This window comes from Streptomyces sp. CNB091 (assembly GCF_000377965.1).
The window spans coordinates 39,387-55,399 of record NZ_KB899009.1 but is presented as its reverse complement, the minus strand read 5'-3'; the positions used below and the strand labels follow the sequence as shown (position 1 = coordinate 55,399).

The following is a 16,013-nucleotide window of genomic DNA, read 5'->3' as shown; positions in this document are numbered from 1 at the left end:
CGGGGAGGGCTGCCCGCGAACGGGGCGGCCCGCAGGCTGGAGGTACCTCCGATGGCGAAGAACCGGTCCGCGCCCGCCAAGGGCCTGCGCGGCAGCAAGGCCGGGCTCGTGCTGAGCCTGGGCAGCAGCGCGCTCGCGGTCATCAGGGCCTCCAAGCAGGTCCGCCGGGCCAAGGGCTCGCACGACAAGCTGAACACCGCCGACGCGGTGGCGGGTCTGCTGCCGCTGATCACCTCGGCCGCCCTCGTACTGCGTCAACTGCGGGGCCGGCGCCGGGAGAACCCGGAAGCGGCCTGAACACCGGCCCGGCGTGCCGGGCCGAGGCGGCCCGAGCACGACCCGACCACCGACCCGGGCACCGACCCGACGCGAGCTTCTCCCGAAAGGCCGGAAACCGCCCTGTCCCGGGCCACTGAACAGCCTCCCGCCGGGGTACGACTGTGCCGTGCCGAAACCTTTCGAGATCACCGCGGCCCGCGCCGAGGACATCGTGACGCTGGGCGAGTGGGCCCACGAGGAGAGCTGGAACCCGGGCCTGAACGACGGCGGGGTGTTCTTCGCGACCGACCCCGGCGGCTTCCTCTTCGGCCGGCTGGACGGCGAACCGGTCACCTCCGTCTCCGTCGTCCGCTATGGCAGCGACCACGGCTTCCTGGGCTTCTACCTGACCCGCCCCCATCTGCGCGGGCAGGGTTACGGGCTGCGGACCTGGCAGGCCGGCACGGCCCGGCTCGCCGGGCGCACGGTCGGGCTGGACGGGGTGCCCGCGCAACAGGACAACTACCGCCGCTCCGGCTTCCGTACCTGCTGGAGCAACGCACGGTACGAGGGCACGCCCCCGCCTCCCAGGGACGTCGCGCCGCCGCCGGGCACCGAACTGGTCGACGCCAGGAGCGTGCCGTTCGACCTGCTCGCCGCCTACGACCGCCGGTACTTCCCGGCCGCGCGCGACACCTTCCTGGCCTCCTGGATCACCGCCCCGGGCCGCACGGCCCTCGCAGCGGTCCGGGACGGCGAGCTCCAGGGCCTCGCGGTGCTGCGGGCCTGCCGCGCCGCGTCCCGCATCGGCCCCCTGTACGCCGCGTCCCCCGCGGTGGCGGCGGCCCTGGTCGGCGCGCTCGCGGCCACCGCCCCGGGCACCCCGGTCGCGATCGACGTGCCCGACGTCAACCCGGCGGCGGTGCGGCTGGCGGGGGAGCTGGGCCTGACCCCGTCGTTCGACACGGCGCGGATGTACAGCGGCCCGGAACCGGTCATCGACCGGACCGGCCTGTACGGCATCACGAGCCTCGAACTGGGCTGACCCGGTACACCCCGCGGCCTCGGGCAGCGGGCCGGGCCGGTCCCGGGCAGGAAGCCGGTCCGGTGCCGGGCAGGAAGCCGGTGCGGTCCCCGGACAGGAAGCCGGTGCGGTCCCGGGCAGGAAGCCGGTCCACCCCGCAGGAGCAAACGGGTCCGGCCCCAGCAGCAGCCCGGTCCGCCGCTCGGCACTCGGCCGCTCGTCACTCCGGAGGGGTCGGCCGCACCACCGGCGGGCCCTCGCGGATCCGGGAGGCCAGCACGGCGATGTCGTCCTCCGCGTCCTCGCCGAACCGGTCCAGCACCTGGTCCAGCAGGTCCTCCAGATGCCCGCCGCGCGGGAGGGTCAGGGAGGCCAGCCGCCCCACGGACACGTCGATGTCCTCGCCCCGGCGCTCCACCAGGCCGTCGGTGTACATGAACAGCACGGTCCCGGGGCCGCAGGGCACGAACGTGGTCCGGTACCCGCCGAATCCGGTGCCGAGCGGCGGCCCCACCGGCACCGGCACTACCCGGGCCCCGGCGGGATCCGGGTCGATGAAGACCGGGGGCAGATGGCCCGCGCTGGCCACCTCGCACACCCCGCCGAACCGGTCGACGACGGCGAGCAGACAGGTCGCCGCCCGGTCCAGGCCCGACCGCTCGACCATGGTGTCGAGCTGCTCCAGGATCTGGTGGGGGTGCAGGTCGTCCTCGGCCAGCAGCCGCAGCAGCGAGCGGTACTGGCTCATGGCGACGGCCGCCTCCACCCCGTGGCCCATCACGTCGCCCATCGCCTTGAGGTGTCGGCCGTCCTTGAGCGGCACGACGTCGAACCAGTCCCCGCCGACCAGGACGCCCTCGTCGGCGGGGCGGTAGCGGGTGGCGATCTCGACGTGCGGGTGGGGCCCCCGGGGCTCGGAGAGCAGGGAGCGCTGGAGCTCGCGGGCGATGCTGTGCTCGTGGTCGTAGCGGCGGGCGTGGTCGAGGTCGACGCCCGCCCGGACGGCGAGTTCGCGGGCGACGGCCACGTCCTGGTCGCTGAAGGCCGGCGAGCCGTCGGCCCGGACGAGGGTGAGCGCGCCGAGCGGCCGGCCGCGGGCGGAGAGCGGGACGATGAGCGCCTCGCGCAGCCCGAGCGCCCGGGAGGCGCTGATCCGGTCCGCGGTGACGGCGTCGCGCCCGCTGCTGTGGTCCTCCCAGTCGTCGAGGACCGGCTCGTTCTCCGCCAGGCAGCGGGGCACCGCGGAGTCCGCCGGGAAGTCGACGTACTCCCCGGGGTGACCGAACCGCTGCACCTGCTCGTCGAGTTCGCCGTCGCCCCGCACCGCGGCCCGCCGGAGCCGTACGACGCCGGGTTCCGGGCGGCGTACGGAGTGGCCCACCTCGGACGGGAACACGTCGACCGCCGCGACGTCGGCGAAGTCGGGCACCACGAAGGCGGCCAGCTCCCGGCAGGTGGTGTCCATGTCGAGCGTCGTGCCGATCCGGACGGCGGCGGTGCTGAGCAGGGCGATGTGACCGCGGGCCTCCTCCAGCTCCTCGCGCTGGCGGGTGAGGTCGGTGATCTCGACGACGATCGCCATCAGACCGCACGCCTCCCCGTCCACGTCCAGGCGGCTGTACGTGGCACGCCAGAACCGCTGGTCCTCGCCGTCCACCGCGTCCGCCCCGTCCGCCGCCCAGGTCTGCCCCTGGATCGTCTCCTCATGGGGCTTCCCGTCGGCCAGGACCTCGCGCAGAGCGGAGGTCTGACCGCGCAGCCCGGGCAGCACCTCGGAGAACGTCCGCCCGATCTGGGAGCCGGCGGAGAGGCCTATGAGCCGTTCGAGGGCCGGGTTGACGTAGGTGTAGCGGAGATCGTGGTCGAGGACCGCGACGGCGGCCGGGTTCCCGTCGAACAGGGCCGCGACGGTCCCCGGGTCGAAGGACGACGGCATCCCGTCGTCGCACGTGTCGGCCTGCAAGAGCGTGCCTCCCGCCGTCGTCGGCTCCCGGCTCCCGGACCTCCATCGTCGGTCGCCCGCTCCCGTCCCGCATCCGCAGCGAGGCCGGTCAGCGCGGGGCGCCCGCCCGGTCCGGATACGGGCCGAAGCCGGGGCCGAGATCGGCGTCCAGGTCGAGGGTGCCCTCGGTGGCCTCGGCGGTGGGCGGCAGGGCGAGGGCCTCGGCCACCGGGCCCGGCAGACTGCCGGAACCGAGCAGTCCGGTGACCAGCGCGGTGGTGAGCCGGTGCCAGGCGGCGGCCCGGCGGATCATGGCGTGGTCGCCGCCCCGGACGGTGACCATGCAGCTACGGGCTCCGGCGCGACGGGCCCGCGCGGTGAGGGACTGGCTGGCCTGGGGGCTGGTCATCCGGTCCCGGTTGCCGTGGACGAGGACGACGTCACGGCCCGCGAGCTGGGTGACCGGGTCCCCCGGCGGACACCAGGGGGCGAGCCCGACGACGCCGCGCACCAGGGGATGCCCGGCGGCGCGGAGGGCGGCGCGCGCCCCCATGGAATGCCCCAGGAGCACCACCGGCAGCTCATCGCCCGCCTGCTCCCGCAGCGCGTCGAGGGCGGCCACGGCGTCGTGGAAGGGGTCCGCGCGGGCGCCGTTCCAGCCCCGGTGGACGTACCGCACCCGCGTCACGAGGATGTCGTCACCGGCCGCGCGGGCGGCCCGGGCGACGGCACGGGCGAAGGGGCGCATGCGGGTACCGGGCAGATTCAGCAGCCCCGACGGCGGGGGGCCCGTACCGCTCTCGCGCCCCCCGTGCAGAACGAGAACCGCTGCCGACGGCGGTCGTTGGGCCACGCGTACCTCCAGGTGCGGGTGCGGGGCGCGCTGCCCCCTCGCCCCGTATTCGGCGCCGAGGCCGCTCCGGATGGGCCTGGGCATCTCTGATCCGAACGAGACCTCAGGTGTCATCACGGGGCCGTCGCCCCCGTCTCAGCGGCGAAGGGCCTCGGCGGGTTCCACGCGAGATGCACGCCACGAAGGATAGAGGCCGGCCATCAGCCCCGTGGCCAGTCCGATGAGCGGCGCCGCCGCGACGACGCCGGGGTGCAGAACAGGAGTCCACTCGCGGTTCAGCGCGACCCCCAGCACGGTCACGGCTCCGAGCGAGGTACCGACGAGGCCGCCCAGCGTGCCCAGTGCTCCGGACTCGGCGAGGAACTGGCCGGTGATGTGATGTGCCCGGGCTCCCAGCGATCTGCGCAGGCCGATCTCGCCGGTCCGCTCCAGCACCGCCACCAGCGTCGTGTTCGCGATGCCCACCCCGCCGATCAGCAGGGAGACCCCCGCGAGCACGAGGAAGAGCTGACTGAGGTCGGTGGAGACATCGCCCCGCAGCTCCTTGGGGTCCGGCGGCGGGACGACGGAGAAGTACTCCGGATGGTCGGGCCGCAGGGCATGAGCCGCCCCGTGCGCGATCTGGGAGGCGGCTCCCAGCTCGGTCGACACGATCATCCACACGCCCTCCTTGGGAAGCCCCCACGCCTGCTGGGCAGTTGAGCGCGGCAGCACGACGGACATGAAGGTCTCCGTCTTGCGGTCCACCCCACCGAGGATGCCCATCACCGTGAAAGGCCGTGTCCCCAGGAAGACGGTGGGCCGATTCTCCAGCGTGGTGATGCCCAGCCGGTCGGCGACTCCCTGGCCGATCAGTGCCACTTCGGAGGCGTTCTCCTCGTGGTAGGCGTCGAAGAGCCGCCCCTCCCGCAGCCGGGCGCCCGCAGCCTCCAGAGCGCCGGGGGTCGCAGCGGTGACGGAGGGCTGCTCCGCCCCCGCGTCCGTGGCCAGGGAGGTGGAGAGCCTCACATCGGCCGGCAGCTGCACCGACCAGTGCACTCCGGCCGCCCGGACGCCGTTGAGCGCGGCCAGCCGTGCGTCGGCGTCCGGGGGGAAAGCGGTGCCGACGACGTCGTCCGTGCCGGCCGAGACGTCCTCGATGCCGACCTCCGTCGCGGACAGGACGCTGAAGCGCGCGTCGATCTGTGCGGCAGCGGTGGCCGTGAGCCCCAGCACGGCCACGAACGCGCCGACGCCGAGCACTGTCCCGAGGGCGGTGAGGAGAGAGCGGGCGGGCCGTTGCAGTATGCCCGCGGTGGCCTCGGCGATCAGATCGCGGACGGACAGACCGGTGGAGTCCGGCCCCGCCGGACCCCACCGGGCCCACGAGCTTCCGCGCGTGAAGATCCTCATGGCCTCGGCTCCCGTGCCGCACTCAGCCGGCCGTCCCTGATCGTGACGGTTCGCCCACCTCGCTCGGCCACCTGCTGATCATGGGTGATGACGACCACGGTCAGCCCGTCCGCGTGCAGATCCGCCAGCAGTTCCATCACCTTGTGGGCGTTGCCGGAGTCCAGGTTCCCCGTGGGTTCGTCGCACAGCAGCAGAGAGGGGTCGCCCGCCAGCGCGCGGGCAATGGCGACGCGCTGCCGCTCGCCCCCCGACAGCCGGGTCGGCGGGGAGTCGACGCGATGCGTGAGACCGACCCGGTCCAGAGCCGTACGCGCACGCCTCAGCCGCTCGGCGGGCGGAACGCCCGTGTAGACCATGGCCAGCGCCACGTTCTCCAGCGCTGTGCGGTGAGGCAGCAGGTGGAACGACTGGAACACGAACCCGATGCGATTGCCCCGCAGCCCCGTACGCCTCTTGTCGCTCAGCTCGCGGGTCGAGATGCCGTCCAGGAGATAGGCCCCGGCGGTGGGCGAGTCCAGCAGTCCGGCGATGTTGAGGAACGTCGATTTGCCCGACCCGGAGAGCCCGACGACCGTGACGAACTCGCCCTTCTCGATACGCAGGTCGGACCGCCGCAGCGCAGGGACCGGAGGCGGGCCGGGATAGGTGAGCTCGACGCCCCGGAACTCGATGACGGGGGGCACTTCCGGGCCCGTGCCGCTCAGGGCCGTCGTTCCTGGTGCGCCTTCCTCCCCGGCGACCCCGGCCTCGCCCCGGTGACCGTTCCCGACCCCGCCCCCGGTCGACGCGCGCATCCGTCTGAAGCCCTTCACCCGGCACCCTCCCGGCCGCCCTCCGACGGCCTGATGCCGACGACGACCTGATCCCCCGCGTCGAGGACGTCACCTTCCACGGGTCCGACCTCGACGAACCCGTCGGCCTCCATCCCGGGCCGCACCTTCACCCGGTCCCGCCTCCCGTCGGCGCGGATCACGGAGACCGCGCTCGATCCGTCGGGAGTCGAGACCAGAGCGGTGACCGGCACCGCGAACACCTTCCCCCTGCTCTGTGCGGCGGCGACGGTCACCCTCACCTCGCGGCCCGACAGGGCGTCGGCGAGCGGACGTTTCGCCTCGACCCGGACCAGATAGCCGCGTGAACCGGCGCGGGGGTCCGGCTCCTCGGGCTCCTCCCCCGCGCCGTTCTCCGTCTCCGCCCTGTCCTGCGCGTCCGCCACGAAGGAGATCCCGGCCGGTATCGGCTTCCGGTCCAGCTCCGAGGAGATCTCGGCTCCTTGGCCGACCTTGAGCAGCCCCACCTGGGACTCGGGGACGTGGGCCGCCACGACGAGTTCGCCGCTGGACAGCGTCATCGCGCTGCCGGACAGTGTCGAGCCCACCGCTACGGACACCGACTCCACCCGGGCCGGAAAGCCGGCGGCGTACACGACCTCGGCGACGGGCAACGACGGCCCCTGCCGCCGCTCCTCCTCGGCGAGTGCGCCGCGGGCCCTGGCCAGGTCCTGAGCAGCCCGTGCGGCGGCGGTTCCGAGCTCCGAGGCCGTGTTGTCGCCGCTGGCGCCGGGGCTCGCCTCGGTGGCCGAGGCATCCTCGGTGGCCGCGGAAGGACGATCGCGGGCTGCCCGCGGGGATGTGGGCCGGCCGGCCCGGGCGGCAGCGGCCGCGGTGTCCTGCGCCAGACGCTCCGCGTCGATGACGGCCTGCCGGGCCGCCACCAGGGCCTCCTCGCCGTCCGGTCGCGCCGCTCGCGGTTCGTAGCCGCGCTTGCCGTAGAAACCGGACAGGGCCCTGCCGGTTCCGGGCCCGAAGGTACCGGGCCGATCGGGGGCGGTGCTGTGGCCGAGGGCTCGCAGCGCCCGCTGGAGCTGCCCGACGTCCTTGCCCCGGGTTCCCGGCTTGAGGTCCCGGTAGGCGGGCACCGTTCCCGGTAGGGCGAAGACGGGCCTGCCGGAAACCTCCAACAGGACGTCACCGGCCCGGACGGCGTCCCCGACGCCCTTGGCCATGCCGGTCACCACGGACCGACCCGAAGTCCCGCCGGCCCCCTCGGGAGCGACCTCGACGACCTGGGTCGCCGCCACCGTGCCGCGAATGATCACCGTGTCCTTGAGGACACGCTTCTCCACCGGGACCGTCAGCACATCCGGGGGCGGTGGGTCGGCCGCCGCGGCGGCTTCGGCCGGGGACTGGATGCGGGCGGCGGCGACGACGCCGGAGGCCGACACGACGACGGCGGCGATGGTGATCGCCAGCACCCAACGTCGGCGTCCTGCCAGCCCGGAGGCGGTGGCCGGGCGCTGGCCCGGTTCGGCGCCTTCGGTATCGAGGGCTTCGTCCCCCGTGTTCCCGCCCGTGTTCCCGACCGTGCCGGGGCGCGACTCGTCCATGTACGTGACCCCTCGGATGCTCAGCTGGTCCGGATGCCGGCCGCGCGGTCCATCCAGCCGGCTATCTCTTTCCTGACCTCGGCGAAGACCTCGGGCTTCGCCTCGATGTACTGCCTCTGGTAGGCGACGTCCACGGCGTTCCAGACGCCGACGACGTTGTATTGCTGCTTGCAGCGGACATCGGCCACCGCCACCGCGATCTCTTCCTGCGACGCCGTGACATTGCGGTCCCACGCAGGATCGTTCAACGGTTCGAGGGGCGTGGCATACGTGAATCCCTCCTTCTTCATGCAGGCCGACCACTGCTTGAACACGGCAGTCACCCGCGCGTCCTCGGCGGCCTTGAACACGGAGTCGATGTTGGCGTTGACCGCGACCTCGGAGTCGTCGGCCAGCCGCTCGACCGACCCGGTGAGCGCCTTGTTCGCCTCGCCGAAGCAGCCGTGTTCGGGGACCTTCCGCCCGTTGACCGTCTGGCCGCCCGGACCGAATTTCTCGCTGCCCTCCGCCCCGGTCAGAACGGTCATCGACCCGGCTACGGGTTCCGGCGGCCTCTCGGCGGTCCGCGGAGTCCTCTTGTTCCCCCGGGTGTAGCCGTTGATCTCCACGTCGGCGGGGTCATTGGCTCCGTAACGCCACAGGGCGAGCCGGTCCGGGATGCCGGGGTCCTTCTGCCGTACGGGCCTCGGGTGGTCGAAGCCGAAGCGGTCCATGCACCGTACGGTCAACGCGTCGTGCGCCTTGAGCAGTTGGAGCCGCTGATCGGGGGAGAGGAGATAGGGCTCGACGGGCAGGGTCACATGGTCGGTGGTGAGCAGCTTCTGCACGGCGCCGAGCGGAGGAGCCGGTACGCCGTTCGCGTCGCCCTTTCGGCCGGCGCCGTCGTCCCCGCATCCGGTGAGGAGCAGGACGGGCAGACAGACCAGTGCGGGACCGGCGAGACGTGCGATGCGCATGACTGAGGACTCCCGAGGAAGGAAGGGACGACGCGGCCGGAGGGATCGACGGCGCACATGGCCGGAGGCCGGCGACCGGCGGTGGCCGGTGGGCCGCGCACGGTGCGCGGCCCACCGGCCCAACCCGTCAGAGACCCGTGGGCCTGCCGGAGGCGTTGTTGTTCTTCAGCGAGGCGTTGAGGTTCTGAGCCCCGGCGACGCCGATCGTCTGGCAGGCAACCTCACAGTTGAAGTTGCGGTTGTAGTACACGGTGAACTCTTTGTTGTAGTCGAAGCTGTTGACCGAGGCGGCGTTGTTCTTGACCGTCTGGCCGGCGCCGGCACTGCCGTTCGTACTGGCGACGTACGTCTTCCCCGCGTAGTCGGAGACCTGGCCCCACTGCTTGTAGATTCCCCCCTGGTAGTGGGAGTTGTAGTGGAGGCAGGTGTAACCGGCCGTGCACTCCGCGGCGGCCAGCGCCGGCGGAGCGAACGCGATCCCTGATCCGAGGGCCGCCGCGAGAGCGGCCGCTGCGGCAAAGCGTCGAGACGTGGACATGATTCTCCCTGAGCTGGTGCGGACACAGAGACATAAAGGCCCGAACAGGAGGAAAACGCCCTCCTGGGCCACGGATGCAAGGCTAGGCAGCGGCTCCAGGCGGAAGAAATCATTCCAAGATTGGTCTTGACCAATGAGATGACACACTGGCACATACGGGACAATTCTTACACGCGACACAGAAAGAGACATCGTGCCATCAAGCCCTCAACTCGGCAGCGCAGCACCGGACTTCACTCTCCCGGGCGGAGTCCTGTCGGGCGACGCCTTCGAGCGTGCCGACTACCGGCTGTCGGCCGCACGCGGCCGGTCCGTGGTGCTGGCGTTCTACCCCGGGGACAACACCAGCGTCTGCACGAAGCAGTTGTGCTCGTACTCCTCGGGCATGGAGGCCTTCGAGGGCCTCGACGCCGACGTCTGGGGAATCAGTCCACAGGGTGTGGACAGCCATGAGTCGTTCGCCCGCTCCTTCGGGCTGCGTATGCCGCTACTGGCCGACGAGGGCCGGGAGACCGCCAGGGCGTACGGGGTTTCCGCACCGGGCATCGGGGTGCGGCGGGCGGTCTTCCTCATCGGCCCGGACGGGGTCCTGCGCTGGAAGCACGTGGCCCTGCTCGGTGCGACGTTCCAGTCGCTCACCACGCTCACGGACCGCCTGTCCGGCATCAAAGACGCATAAAGATTGCCGGAATCCGGCAGTGACCGAAGAAGGTGCTGTATGGGATCATCCAGCCAGATCGACGGAAAACGTTCGGGGGAAGTCGGCAGCGGGAGCAACAGGGGAGTGATCGCGTGACCATCTTTCTCGGTCTCGGCATTGCGGGGATCGTGCTGCTCGCGCTCTCCCTGATCTTCGGCGGGATCCTCGAAGGGCTCTTCGACGGTGTGCTCGACGGCCTCTTCGACGGGCTGCTGTCGCTTCCGGTCATCGCCGGCTTCATCTCGATGCTCGGCTTCGGCGGAGCGATCGTGCTCGGCTCGACGAGCGCCGGAACGCTCGTGGCCACGGTCATCGGCGTCGCCGCCGGCCTGGTGGCGGCCTGGCTCACCTGGAAACTCAGCAAGGCCCTGATGCGCGACCAGACGGACGCCACCCCGCGCGGCTCCGACCTGATCGGCACCTCGGGGTCCGTCGTGACGGCCATCCCGGCCGAGGGTTACGGCGAGGTGCTGCTGCGACTGGGCGGCCAGCCCGTGAAGTACTCGGCCAAGTCGGCCGCGCCCGTCGCGCGCGGGACCGAGATCTGGGTGGAAGAGGCACTGTCGACCACGTCGGTCGCGGTCCGCCCGGTGGAGCGCTGACCACGTAACCCCACGATCCCACTGATCCCCACCGTTGCGCACCACACCGCGCCGTTCAACTCCACAGCACCGCCCCGCTCCACAACAATCTGCCGTCCCCCACGGGAGGCAGGGGGGACACATCACATGAGTCCAGTAGTCATCGCCGTCATCGGCATCGTCGTACTCCTCGTTCTGCTCGGCCTCGTCGTCATCACGCGCTACAAGGTGGCCGGGCCCAGCGAGGCGTTCATCATCACCGGCCGCCGCGGCAAGAAGTCGACGGATCCGGTCACCGGACAGACCAGCATCGACAACAGCGGCCAGAAGGTCGTCGTGGGCGGCGGCGTCTTCGTCGTGCCGTTCGTCCAGCAGAAGTTCACCCTCGACCTGTCCAGCCGGCACATCCCGATCGCCGTGCGCGGCGCGGTGACCCTGCGCGGCGTCAAGTCGAACCTCGAAGGCGTCGCGATCGTCAAGGTCGGCGGCAGCGAGGACGCGATCCGCGCCGCGGCCCAGCGCTTCCTCCAGCAGCAGGACGGCATCGTCGGCTTCACCCAGGAAGTGCTCTCCGGCGCGCTCCGCGCGATCGTCGGCCGCATGTCGGTCGAGGACATCATCCGGGACCGGGCCGCGTTCGCCGGGCAGGTCGCGGAGGAGGCCGAGGCCAGCCTCTCCGGCCAGGGCCTGATCCTGGACGCCTTCCAGATCCAGGACATCACCACCGAGGGCTCCTACCTGGAGGACCTCGGCCGCCCGGAGGCCGCCCGCGCCAAGCAGGAGGCGGACATCGCCGAGGCCATCGCGAAGCGGGCCTCGGAGCAGGCCCGGCTGAAGGCGGCCGAGGAGATCGCCATCGCCGAGCGGACGTACTACCTGAAGCAGGCCGAGATCAAGGCCGAGACCGAAGCCGCGGCCGCCAAGGCCAACGCCGCCGGCCCGCTCGCCGAGGCGGCCCGCCAGCAGGAAGTCCTCCAGGAGCAGGAGAAGGTCGCCGAGCGCCAGGCCGCGCTGACCGACCGCGAGCTGGACACCAAGGTCCGTAAGCCCGCCGACGCCGCCCGCTACCAGGCCGAGCAGGAGGCGGAGGCCCGCCGCATCGCCCAGGTCAAGGAGGCCGAGGCCGACGCGGAGCGCTCACGCCTGACCGGCCAGGGCGAGAAGCTGCACCGTTCGGCGCTGGCCGACGCGGTCCGCATCGAGGGTGAGGCGGACGCCGCGGCGATCGCCGCCAAGGGTGCGGCCGAGGCGGAGGCCATGCGGAAGAAGGCCGACGCGTTCGCCCAGTACGGCGACGCGGCCGTCCTCCAGATGCTGGTCGAAGTCCTCCCGAGCGTGGTGGCGAAGGCCTCCGAGCCGCTGAGCGCCATCGACAAGATGACGGTCATCTCCACGGACGGCGCGAGCCAGCTCGCCCGCACGGTCACCGACAACGTCGCGCAGGGCATGGAACTGCTCACCTCGACGACCGGCGTGGACATGACGTCCCTCCTCCAGAACCTGAAGAGCCGCGTGGGCACGGTGCCCGCCCCCACGGCCTCGGACGCCCCGGAGGCGGACTCCTCGACGTCGAAGAACGGCGAGATCGAGATCAAGGGCTGACGCGCGAGGCGTCTGCCAGGGGCTTGGCCCCTTACCCGTGCCCGTGCCCGGCAGCGACGTGCTCGCCGCCGGGCACGGGCACGTGAAAGGTGACTACGCTGCGCGAGACCGACTTCCACACCCTCACCGACTTCGCAGGCGCCCTGTACAGCCCCGAAGGCCCCGACCACCTCAGCTGTCATGAGGTGAGGAACACGTGAACACACCCGAGTACGTGCGTTGGAACGGCCTGGCTGTCCGGTGCCCGGACGACGTCCGCAAGACCGCCGGCGGCAGACCGGCGCCGCGCCGGACGGGGCCCAACCGCGGGGCGCCGAGGAGGACCGCCACGCCGCGGTGCTCGCCCTGATCGAGATGGCCGACGGCCGGCGGGCGGAGACCGGCAGGCATGACTGACCAGCCTGTTCAGTGGCGGGGCAGCGCATCGGCCACGGCGGTCTGCGAGGGGGCGATGGTGGTCCGCCCGTCCTCGATGTCCCACAGCGTGTTCTGCAGCAGCCGGGCCAGGGTCCAGCCGGCCGCGCGTTGGCGGTCCAGCCCGAGCGCTTCGGTCAGCAGGTCGAAGCGGCGCCGCACCACCCGGGGAGCGTCCCCGGTGGCGACGAGCTTCTCCCAGCCGGTGTCCAGCGCCGGCCACAGGTCGAAGCCCGGGTCGCCGACGAGGGGTTCGGGGTCGATGGCCAGCCACGGCTCGCGCTCGGCGGCGAGCACGTTGTCGTAGTGCAGGTCCCAGTGCAGCATCCGGTTGCCGGGCTCGCCGGCCAGTTCGTCGACTGCCGACGCCCAGCCGTGCAGACGACGCCGGTCCTCGGGGTCCGGCAGGGCGGCGACGGCCGTCGCCACGGACGCCAGCATGTCGCAGGCGACGTCACCGAGGCCGCGCAGGCCCTTGGGCGCCGAGACGGAATGCAGCCGGGCCATGAGTCCGGCCAAGGCGTTCATGGCCACGTCGTCGTCCTCGACGGAAGCCAGGGTGCGGGAGCCGTCCAGGCTTTCCAGCAGCATGGCGCTGCTCTCCGGGTCGTGGTCGAGGAGCCGCACGATGCCGTCGCCGTTCCACGCCCGCAGCCCGATCAGCGCGGCGGTCGTCTCCTCTCGGGGCATCTGGAGTTTGAGCGCGGCGCGGGCGTCGTCCGTGCGGCGTACCGGCACCACCAGTGAAGCCTCACCGGACCTGGTGTCGCCGTCGCGCTCCAGTGCCCATCGGTCGAGCAGCTCCGCCACGAGTGCGGGCAGCCGGCCGATCCAGGCGCGTTCCTCTGCGCCCCCGTTCCTCGTGTACGACGCCACCAGGGCGTCGGGGACTTCGATACCGTGCGTCGAACTCATAGGAGGTCGCCCTTCGGAGGAGTGGGCTTCCCACCGCGACCACACGGTGGGAAGACGGTGGCCGGCCAAGCAGTCGAAGGACCATTCGATACTCCACGAAGCACCAGGTCGTCGTCGACGCCGACACCCGTCTCATCGTGCCGGTCCTGCCGGAAGAAGCCCGCGCCCGCCTCGTAGCGCGCGCTCCGCACACCCCTCAGCTCTCCCCCCGGTCCCGCCCCACCGCGTACAGGTGGCTGTCCCGGAACTGCTCCGCGCCCAGGGTCCGGCCCACCATGATGACCGCCGTCCGGATCACCCCCGCCGCCTTCACCTGCTCGGCGATCGAGTCAAGCGGGCCCCGCAGGATGATCTCGTCCGGGCGGGACGCCATCGCCACCACCGCCGACGGGCAGTCCGCCCCGTAGTGCGGGAGCAGTTCCTCCACCACCCGGTCCACGTACCGCGCCGCCAGGTGCAGCACGATCAGGGCGCCGCTGCGGCCCAGCGTGGCCAGGTCCTCGCCCTCCGGCATGGCCGTGGCGCGCTGCGCGACGCGGGTCAGGATGACCGTCTGGCCGACGGTCGGGACCGTCAGCTCGCGCTTCAGGGCAGCGGCCGCAGCGGCGAACGCGGGGACGCCGGGGACGACTTCGTACGGGACCCCCGCCTCGTCCAGGCGCTTCATCTGTTCGTTCACCGCGCTGAACACCGACGGGTCGCCCGAGTGCAGCCTCGCCACGTCGTGGCCGTCCGCGTGGGCCCGGACCAGCTCGGCCGTGATCTGCTCGATGTCCAGGTTCGCCGTGTCGATCAGGCGGGCGTCCTCCGGGCACTCGGCCAGCAGCTCGACCGGGACCAGGCTGCCCGCGTACAGGCAGACCGGGCTGGCGGCGAGGATCCGGGCGCCGCGCACCGTGATCAGGTCGGCCGCGCCCGGGCCCGCGCCGATGAAGTGCACCGTCATGATCGATCTCCCTTGTGCGAACGTGCCCCGGAAGCCGGGGGCTTGATAACCGACCACTGCGTTACGGGCATGGCCTGGCGCCAGCCGGTGAAGCCGCCGACCGGGACGGCGTGGGCCACCGCGAGGCGCACCAGCTCGCCGCCGTGCGCCTTGTGCCGCTCGGCCAGCACCGCCTCCGACTCCAGCGTCACCGTGTTCGCGACCAGCCGGCCCCCCGGCCGCAACGCCTCCCAGCACGCGTCGAGCAGGCCCGGCGCGGTCAGGCCGCCACCGATGAACACCGCGTCCGGCGCCTCCAGTCCGGCCAGGGCCGCCGGGGCCGGGCCCGTGACGACCTTCAGCGCGGGGACTCCCAGGCGTTCCGCGTTACGGGTGATCCGCTCCGCCCGTACCGGGTCCCGCTCCACGCTCACCGCCCGGCAGGACGGACGCGCCCGCAGCCACTCGATCGCGATCGAGCCGGAGCCGCCGCCCACGTCCCAGAGCAGCTCTCCGGGCGCGGGCGCCAGCGCTCCCAGCGTGGCCGCCCGGATGTGGCGCTTGGTGAGCTGGCCGTCGTGCTCGTACGCCTCGTCCGGCAGCCCGGGCACCGTGCCCAGCCGCAGCGCTTCCGCCGACGCCCGGCAGTCGATCGCGATGACGTTCAGCCGGTCTCCCGGGGGGTGCTCCCACGTCTCCGCCACGCCGTCCACGTACGCCTCGTCCTCGGCGCCCAGTCGTTCCAGCACCCGCAGCCCGCTGGGGCCGAAGCCGCGCTCCGTGAGGAGTGCGGCGACCGTCGCGGGGGTGCTCGCGTCCGCGCTCAGGACCAGCAGGCGCCGGCCCTCGTACAGCGACGCCGCGAGGCGCGCCGCCGGACGGCCCACCAGCGTCACGACCTCCGTGTCCTCCAGCGGCCAGCCGAGGCGCGCGCAGGCGTACGAGACGGAGGACGGATGCGGCAGCACACGCAGCCCCTCCGGGCCCAGCTCCTCCGCCAGCGCGCGCCCGACCCCGTAGAACATCGGGTCCCCGCTCGCCAGCACCGCGATCCGGCGCTCCCGGTGCTCGGCCAGCAGCCGGGGGACGGCCGGTCGCAGCGGGGAAGGCCAGGCCACCCGGGCACCAGCGCACTCCGGCGGGAGCAGGTCCAGCTGGCGCGCCCCACCGATCAGCACCTCCGCCGCGCACAGCGCCTCCCGTGCCGTACCGGACAGGCCGGGCCAGCCGTCCGCGCCGATCCCCACGACGGAGACGGGGTGCGGGGGAGCGGCGGGGGCGGGGGCGGCAGACACGGTCGGGACCTCGTTCGGCGCGGCGGGAGAAGGCAGAGGCAGAGGGCAGAGGCAGAGGAGGAGATGGAGGCAGAGGAGGGGACGGAGGAGACGGAGCGTAAGGCGCAGGGCAACGCTGCCGAACTCTACTGAACCTCGCCTTCCGGCCCCTCCGGCGGGTGAATCCGCGAGAAACTTCGCGCGTGGTGTCGAGAACCCCGCACCGGCCCCGACGTCCCTGTGTAAGAGGAAG

The 16,013-nt window shown here is 72.5% G+C and carries 15 protein-coding genes; 5 read left to right on the top strand and 10 right to left on the bottom strand.

The annotated features are described in order from the left end of the window. Positions 1–51: 51 nt before the first annotated feature. Together D581_RS0129980 and D581_RS0129975 are read left to right on the top strand one after the other, a co-directional pair. Positions 52–297, top strand: coding sequence for a hypothetical protein (locus D581_RS0129980; protein WP_018960823.1), 246 nt, complete (start codon positions 52–54; stop codon positions 295–297). A 148-nt stretch (positions 298–445) separates the two neighbouring features. Further along, the gene (locus D581_RS0129975) at positions 446–1,303 is read left to right on the top strand and encodes a GNAT family N-acetyltransferase (protein ID WP_018960822.1); all 858 of its coding nucleotides are present in this window, start codon (positions 446–448) and stop codon (positions 1,301–1,303) included. Between the two features lie 199 nt (positions 1,304–1,502). Here the strand turns inward: D581_RS0129975 and D581_RS0129970 are convergent, their stop codons facing one another. From D581_RS0129970 to D581_RS01000000137885, 7 genes are all read right to left on the bottom strand, one after another. Continuing rightward, positions 1,503–3,218, bottom strand: coding sequence for a SpoIIE family protein phosphatase (locus D581_RS0129970; protein WP_106434482.1), 1,716 nt, complete (start codon positions 3,216–3,218; stop codon positions 1,503–1,505). A gap of 115 nt (positions 3,219–3,333) precedes the next feature. Beyond that, positions 3,334–4,077 (bottom strand): alpha/beta fold hydrolase, encoded by a 744-nt coding sequence (locus D581_RS0129965; RefSeq protein WP_026291039.1) that lies wholly within the window; start codon positions 4,075–4,077, stop codon positions 3,334–3,336. Between the two features lie 135 nt (positions 4,078–4,212). After that, positions 4,213–5,469 (bottom strand): ABC transporter permease, encoded by a 1,257-nt coding sequence (locus D581_RS0129960; protein WP_018960819.1) that lies wholly within the window; start codon positions 5,467–5,469, stop codon positions 4,213–4,215. Continuing rightward, the gene (locus D581_RS0129955) at positions 5,466–6,281 is read right to left on the bottom strand and encodes an ABC transporter ATP-binding protein (RefSeq protein ID WP_018960818.1); all 816 of its coding nucleotides are present in this window, start codon (positions 6,279–6,281) and stop codon (positions 5,466–5,468) included. The genes D581_RS0129960 and D581_RS0129955 overlap by 4 nt, the downstream gene beginning before the upstream one ends. Further along, a complete protein-coding gene (locus D581_RS01000000137890; RefSeq protein WP_018960817.1) occupies positions 6,278–7,855 on the bottom strand; it encodes a hypothetical protein in 1,578 nt (525 codons plus the stop codon). Before D581_RS01000000137890 ends, D581_RS0129955 begins: the two co-directional genes overlap by 4 nt. Positions 7,856–7,875: 20 nt before the next feature. Next, positions 7,876–8,811, bottom strand: coding sequence for a hypothetical protein (locus tag D581_RS0129945; RefSeq protein WP_018960816.1), 936 nt, complete (start codon positions 8,809–8,811; stop codon positions 7,876–7,878). Between the two features lie 127 nt (positions 8,812–8,938). Then, positions 8,939–9,349 carry a hypothetical protein gene (locus D581_RS01000000137885; RefSeq protein ID WP_018960815.1) on the bottom strand — a complete coding sequence of 137 codons (411 nt, stop codon included), beginning with the start codon at positions 9,347–9,349 and terminating at the stop codon, positions 8,939–8,941. Positions 9,350–9,542: 193 nt separating this feature from the next. Between D581_RS01000000137885 and D581_RS0129935 the strand changes: the two genes are divergently transcribed. From D581_RS0129935 to D581_RS0129925, 3 genes are all read left to right on the top strand, one after another. Beyond that, positions 9,543–10,028, top strand: a complete 486-nt coding sequence (locus tag D581_RS0129935) for a peroxiredoxin (protein ID WP_018960814.1) — start codon at positions 9,543–9,545, stop codon at positions 10,026–10,028. Between the two features lie 113 nt (positions 10,029–10,141). Then, on the top strand, positions 10,142–10,651 hold the full coding sequence (locus D581_RS0129930) for a hypothetical protein (RefSeq protein ID WP_018960813.1): 510 nt from the start codon (positions 10,142–10,144) through the stop codon (positions 10,649–10,651). A gap of 126 nt (positions 10,652–10,777) precedes the next feature. After that, entirely contained in the window at positions 10,778–12,232 is a 1,455-nt protein-coding gene (locus tag D581_RS0129925) for a flotillin family protein (RefSeq protein WP_018960812.1), read from the top strand. 405 nt (positions 12,233–12,637) lie between these two features. Here the strand turns inward: D581_RS0129925 and D581_RS0129915 are convergent, their stop codons facing one another. The 3 genes from D581_RS0129915 to D581_RS0129905 form a co-directional block, all read right to left on the bottom strand. Further along, positions 12,638–13,561, bottom strand: coding sequence for an aminoglycoside phosphotransferase family protein (locus D581_RS0129915; protein WP_018960810.1), 924 nt, complete (start codon positions 13,559–13,561; stop codon positions 12,638–12,640). 196 nt (positions 13,562–13,757) lie between these two features. Next, complete coding sequence (cobM, locus tag D581_RS0129910) at positions 13,758–14,507, bottom strand: precorrin-4 C(11)-methyltransferase (RefSeq protein ID WP_018960809.1); 750 nt, start codon at positions 14,505–14,507, stop codon at positions 13,758–13,760. Beyond that, positions 14,504–15,781: a bifunctional cobalt-precorrin-7 (C(5))-methyltransferase/cobalt-precorrin-6B (C(15))-methyltransferase gene (locus tag D581_RS0129905; protein ID WP_026291037.1), complete on the bottom strand. Its 1,278-nt coding sequence runs from the start codon at positions 15,779–15,781 to the stop codon at positions 14,504–14,506. The genes cobM and D581_RS0129905 overlap by 4 nt, the downstream gene beginning before the upstream one ends. Between the last annotated feature and the right edge of the window lie 232 nt (positions 15,782–16,013).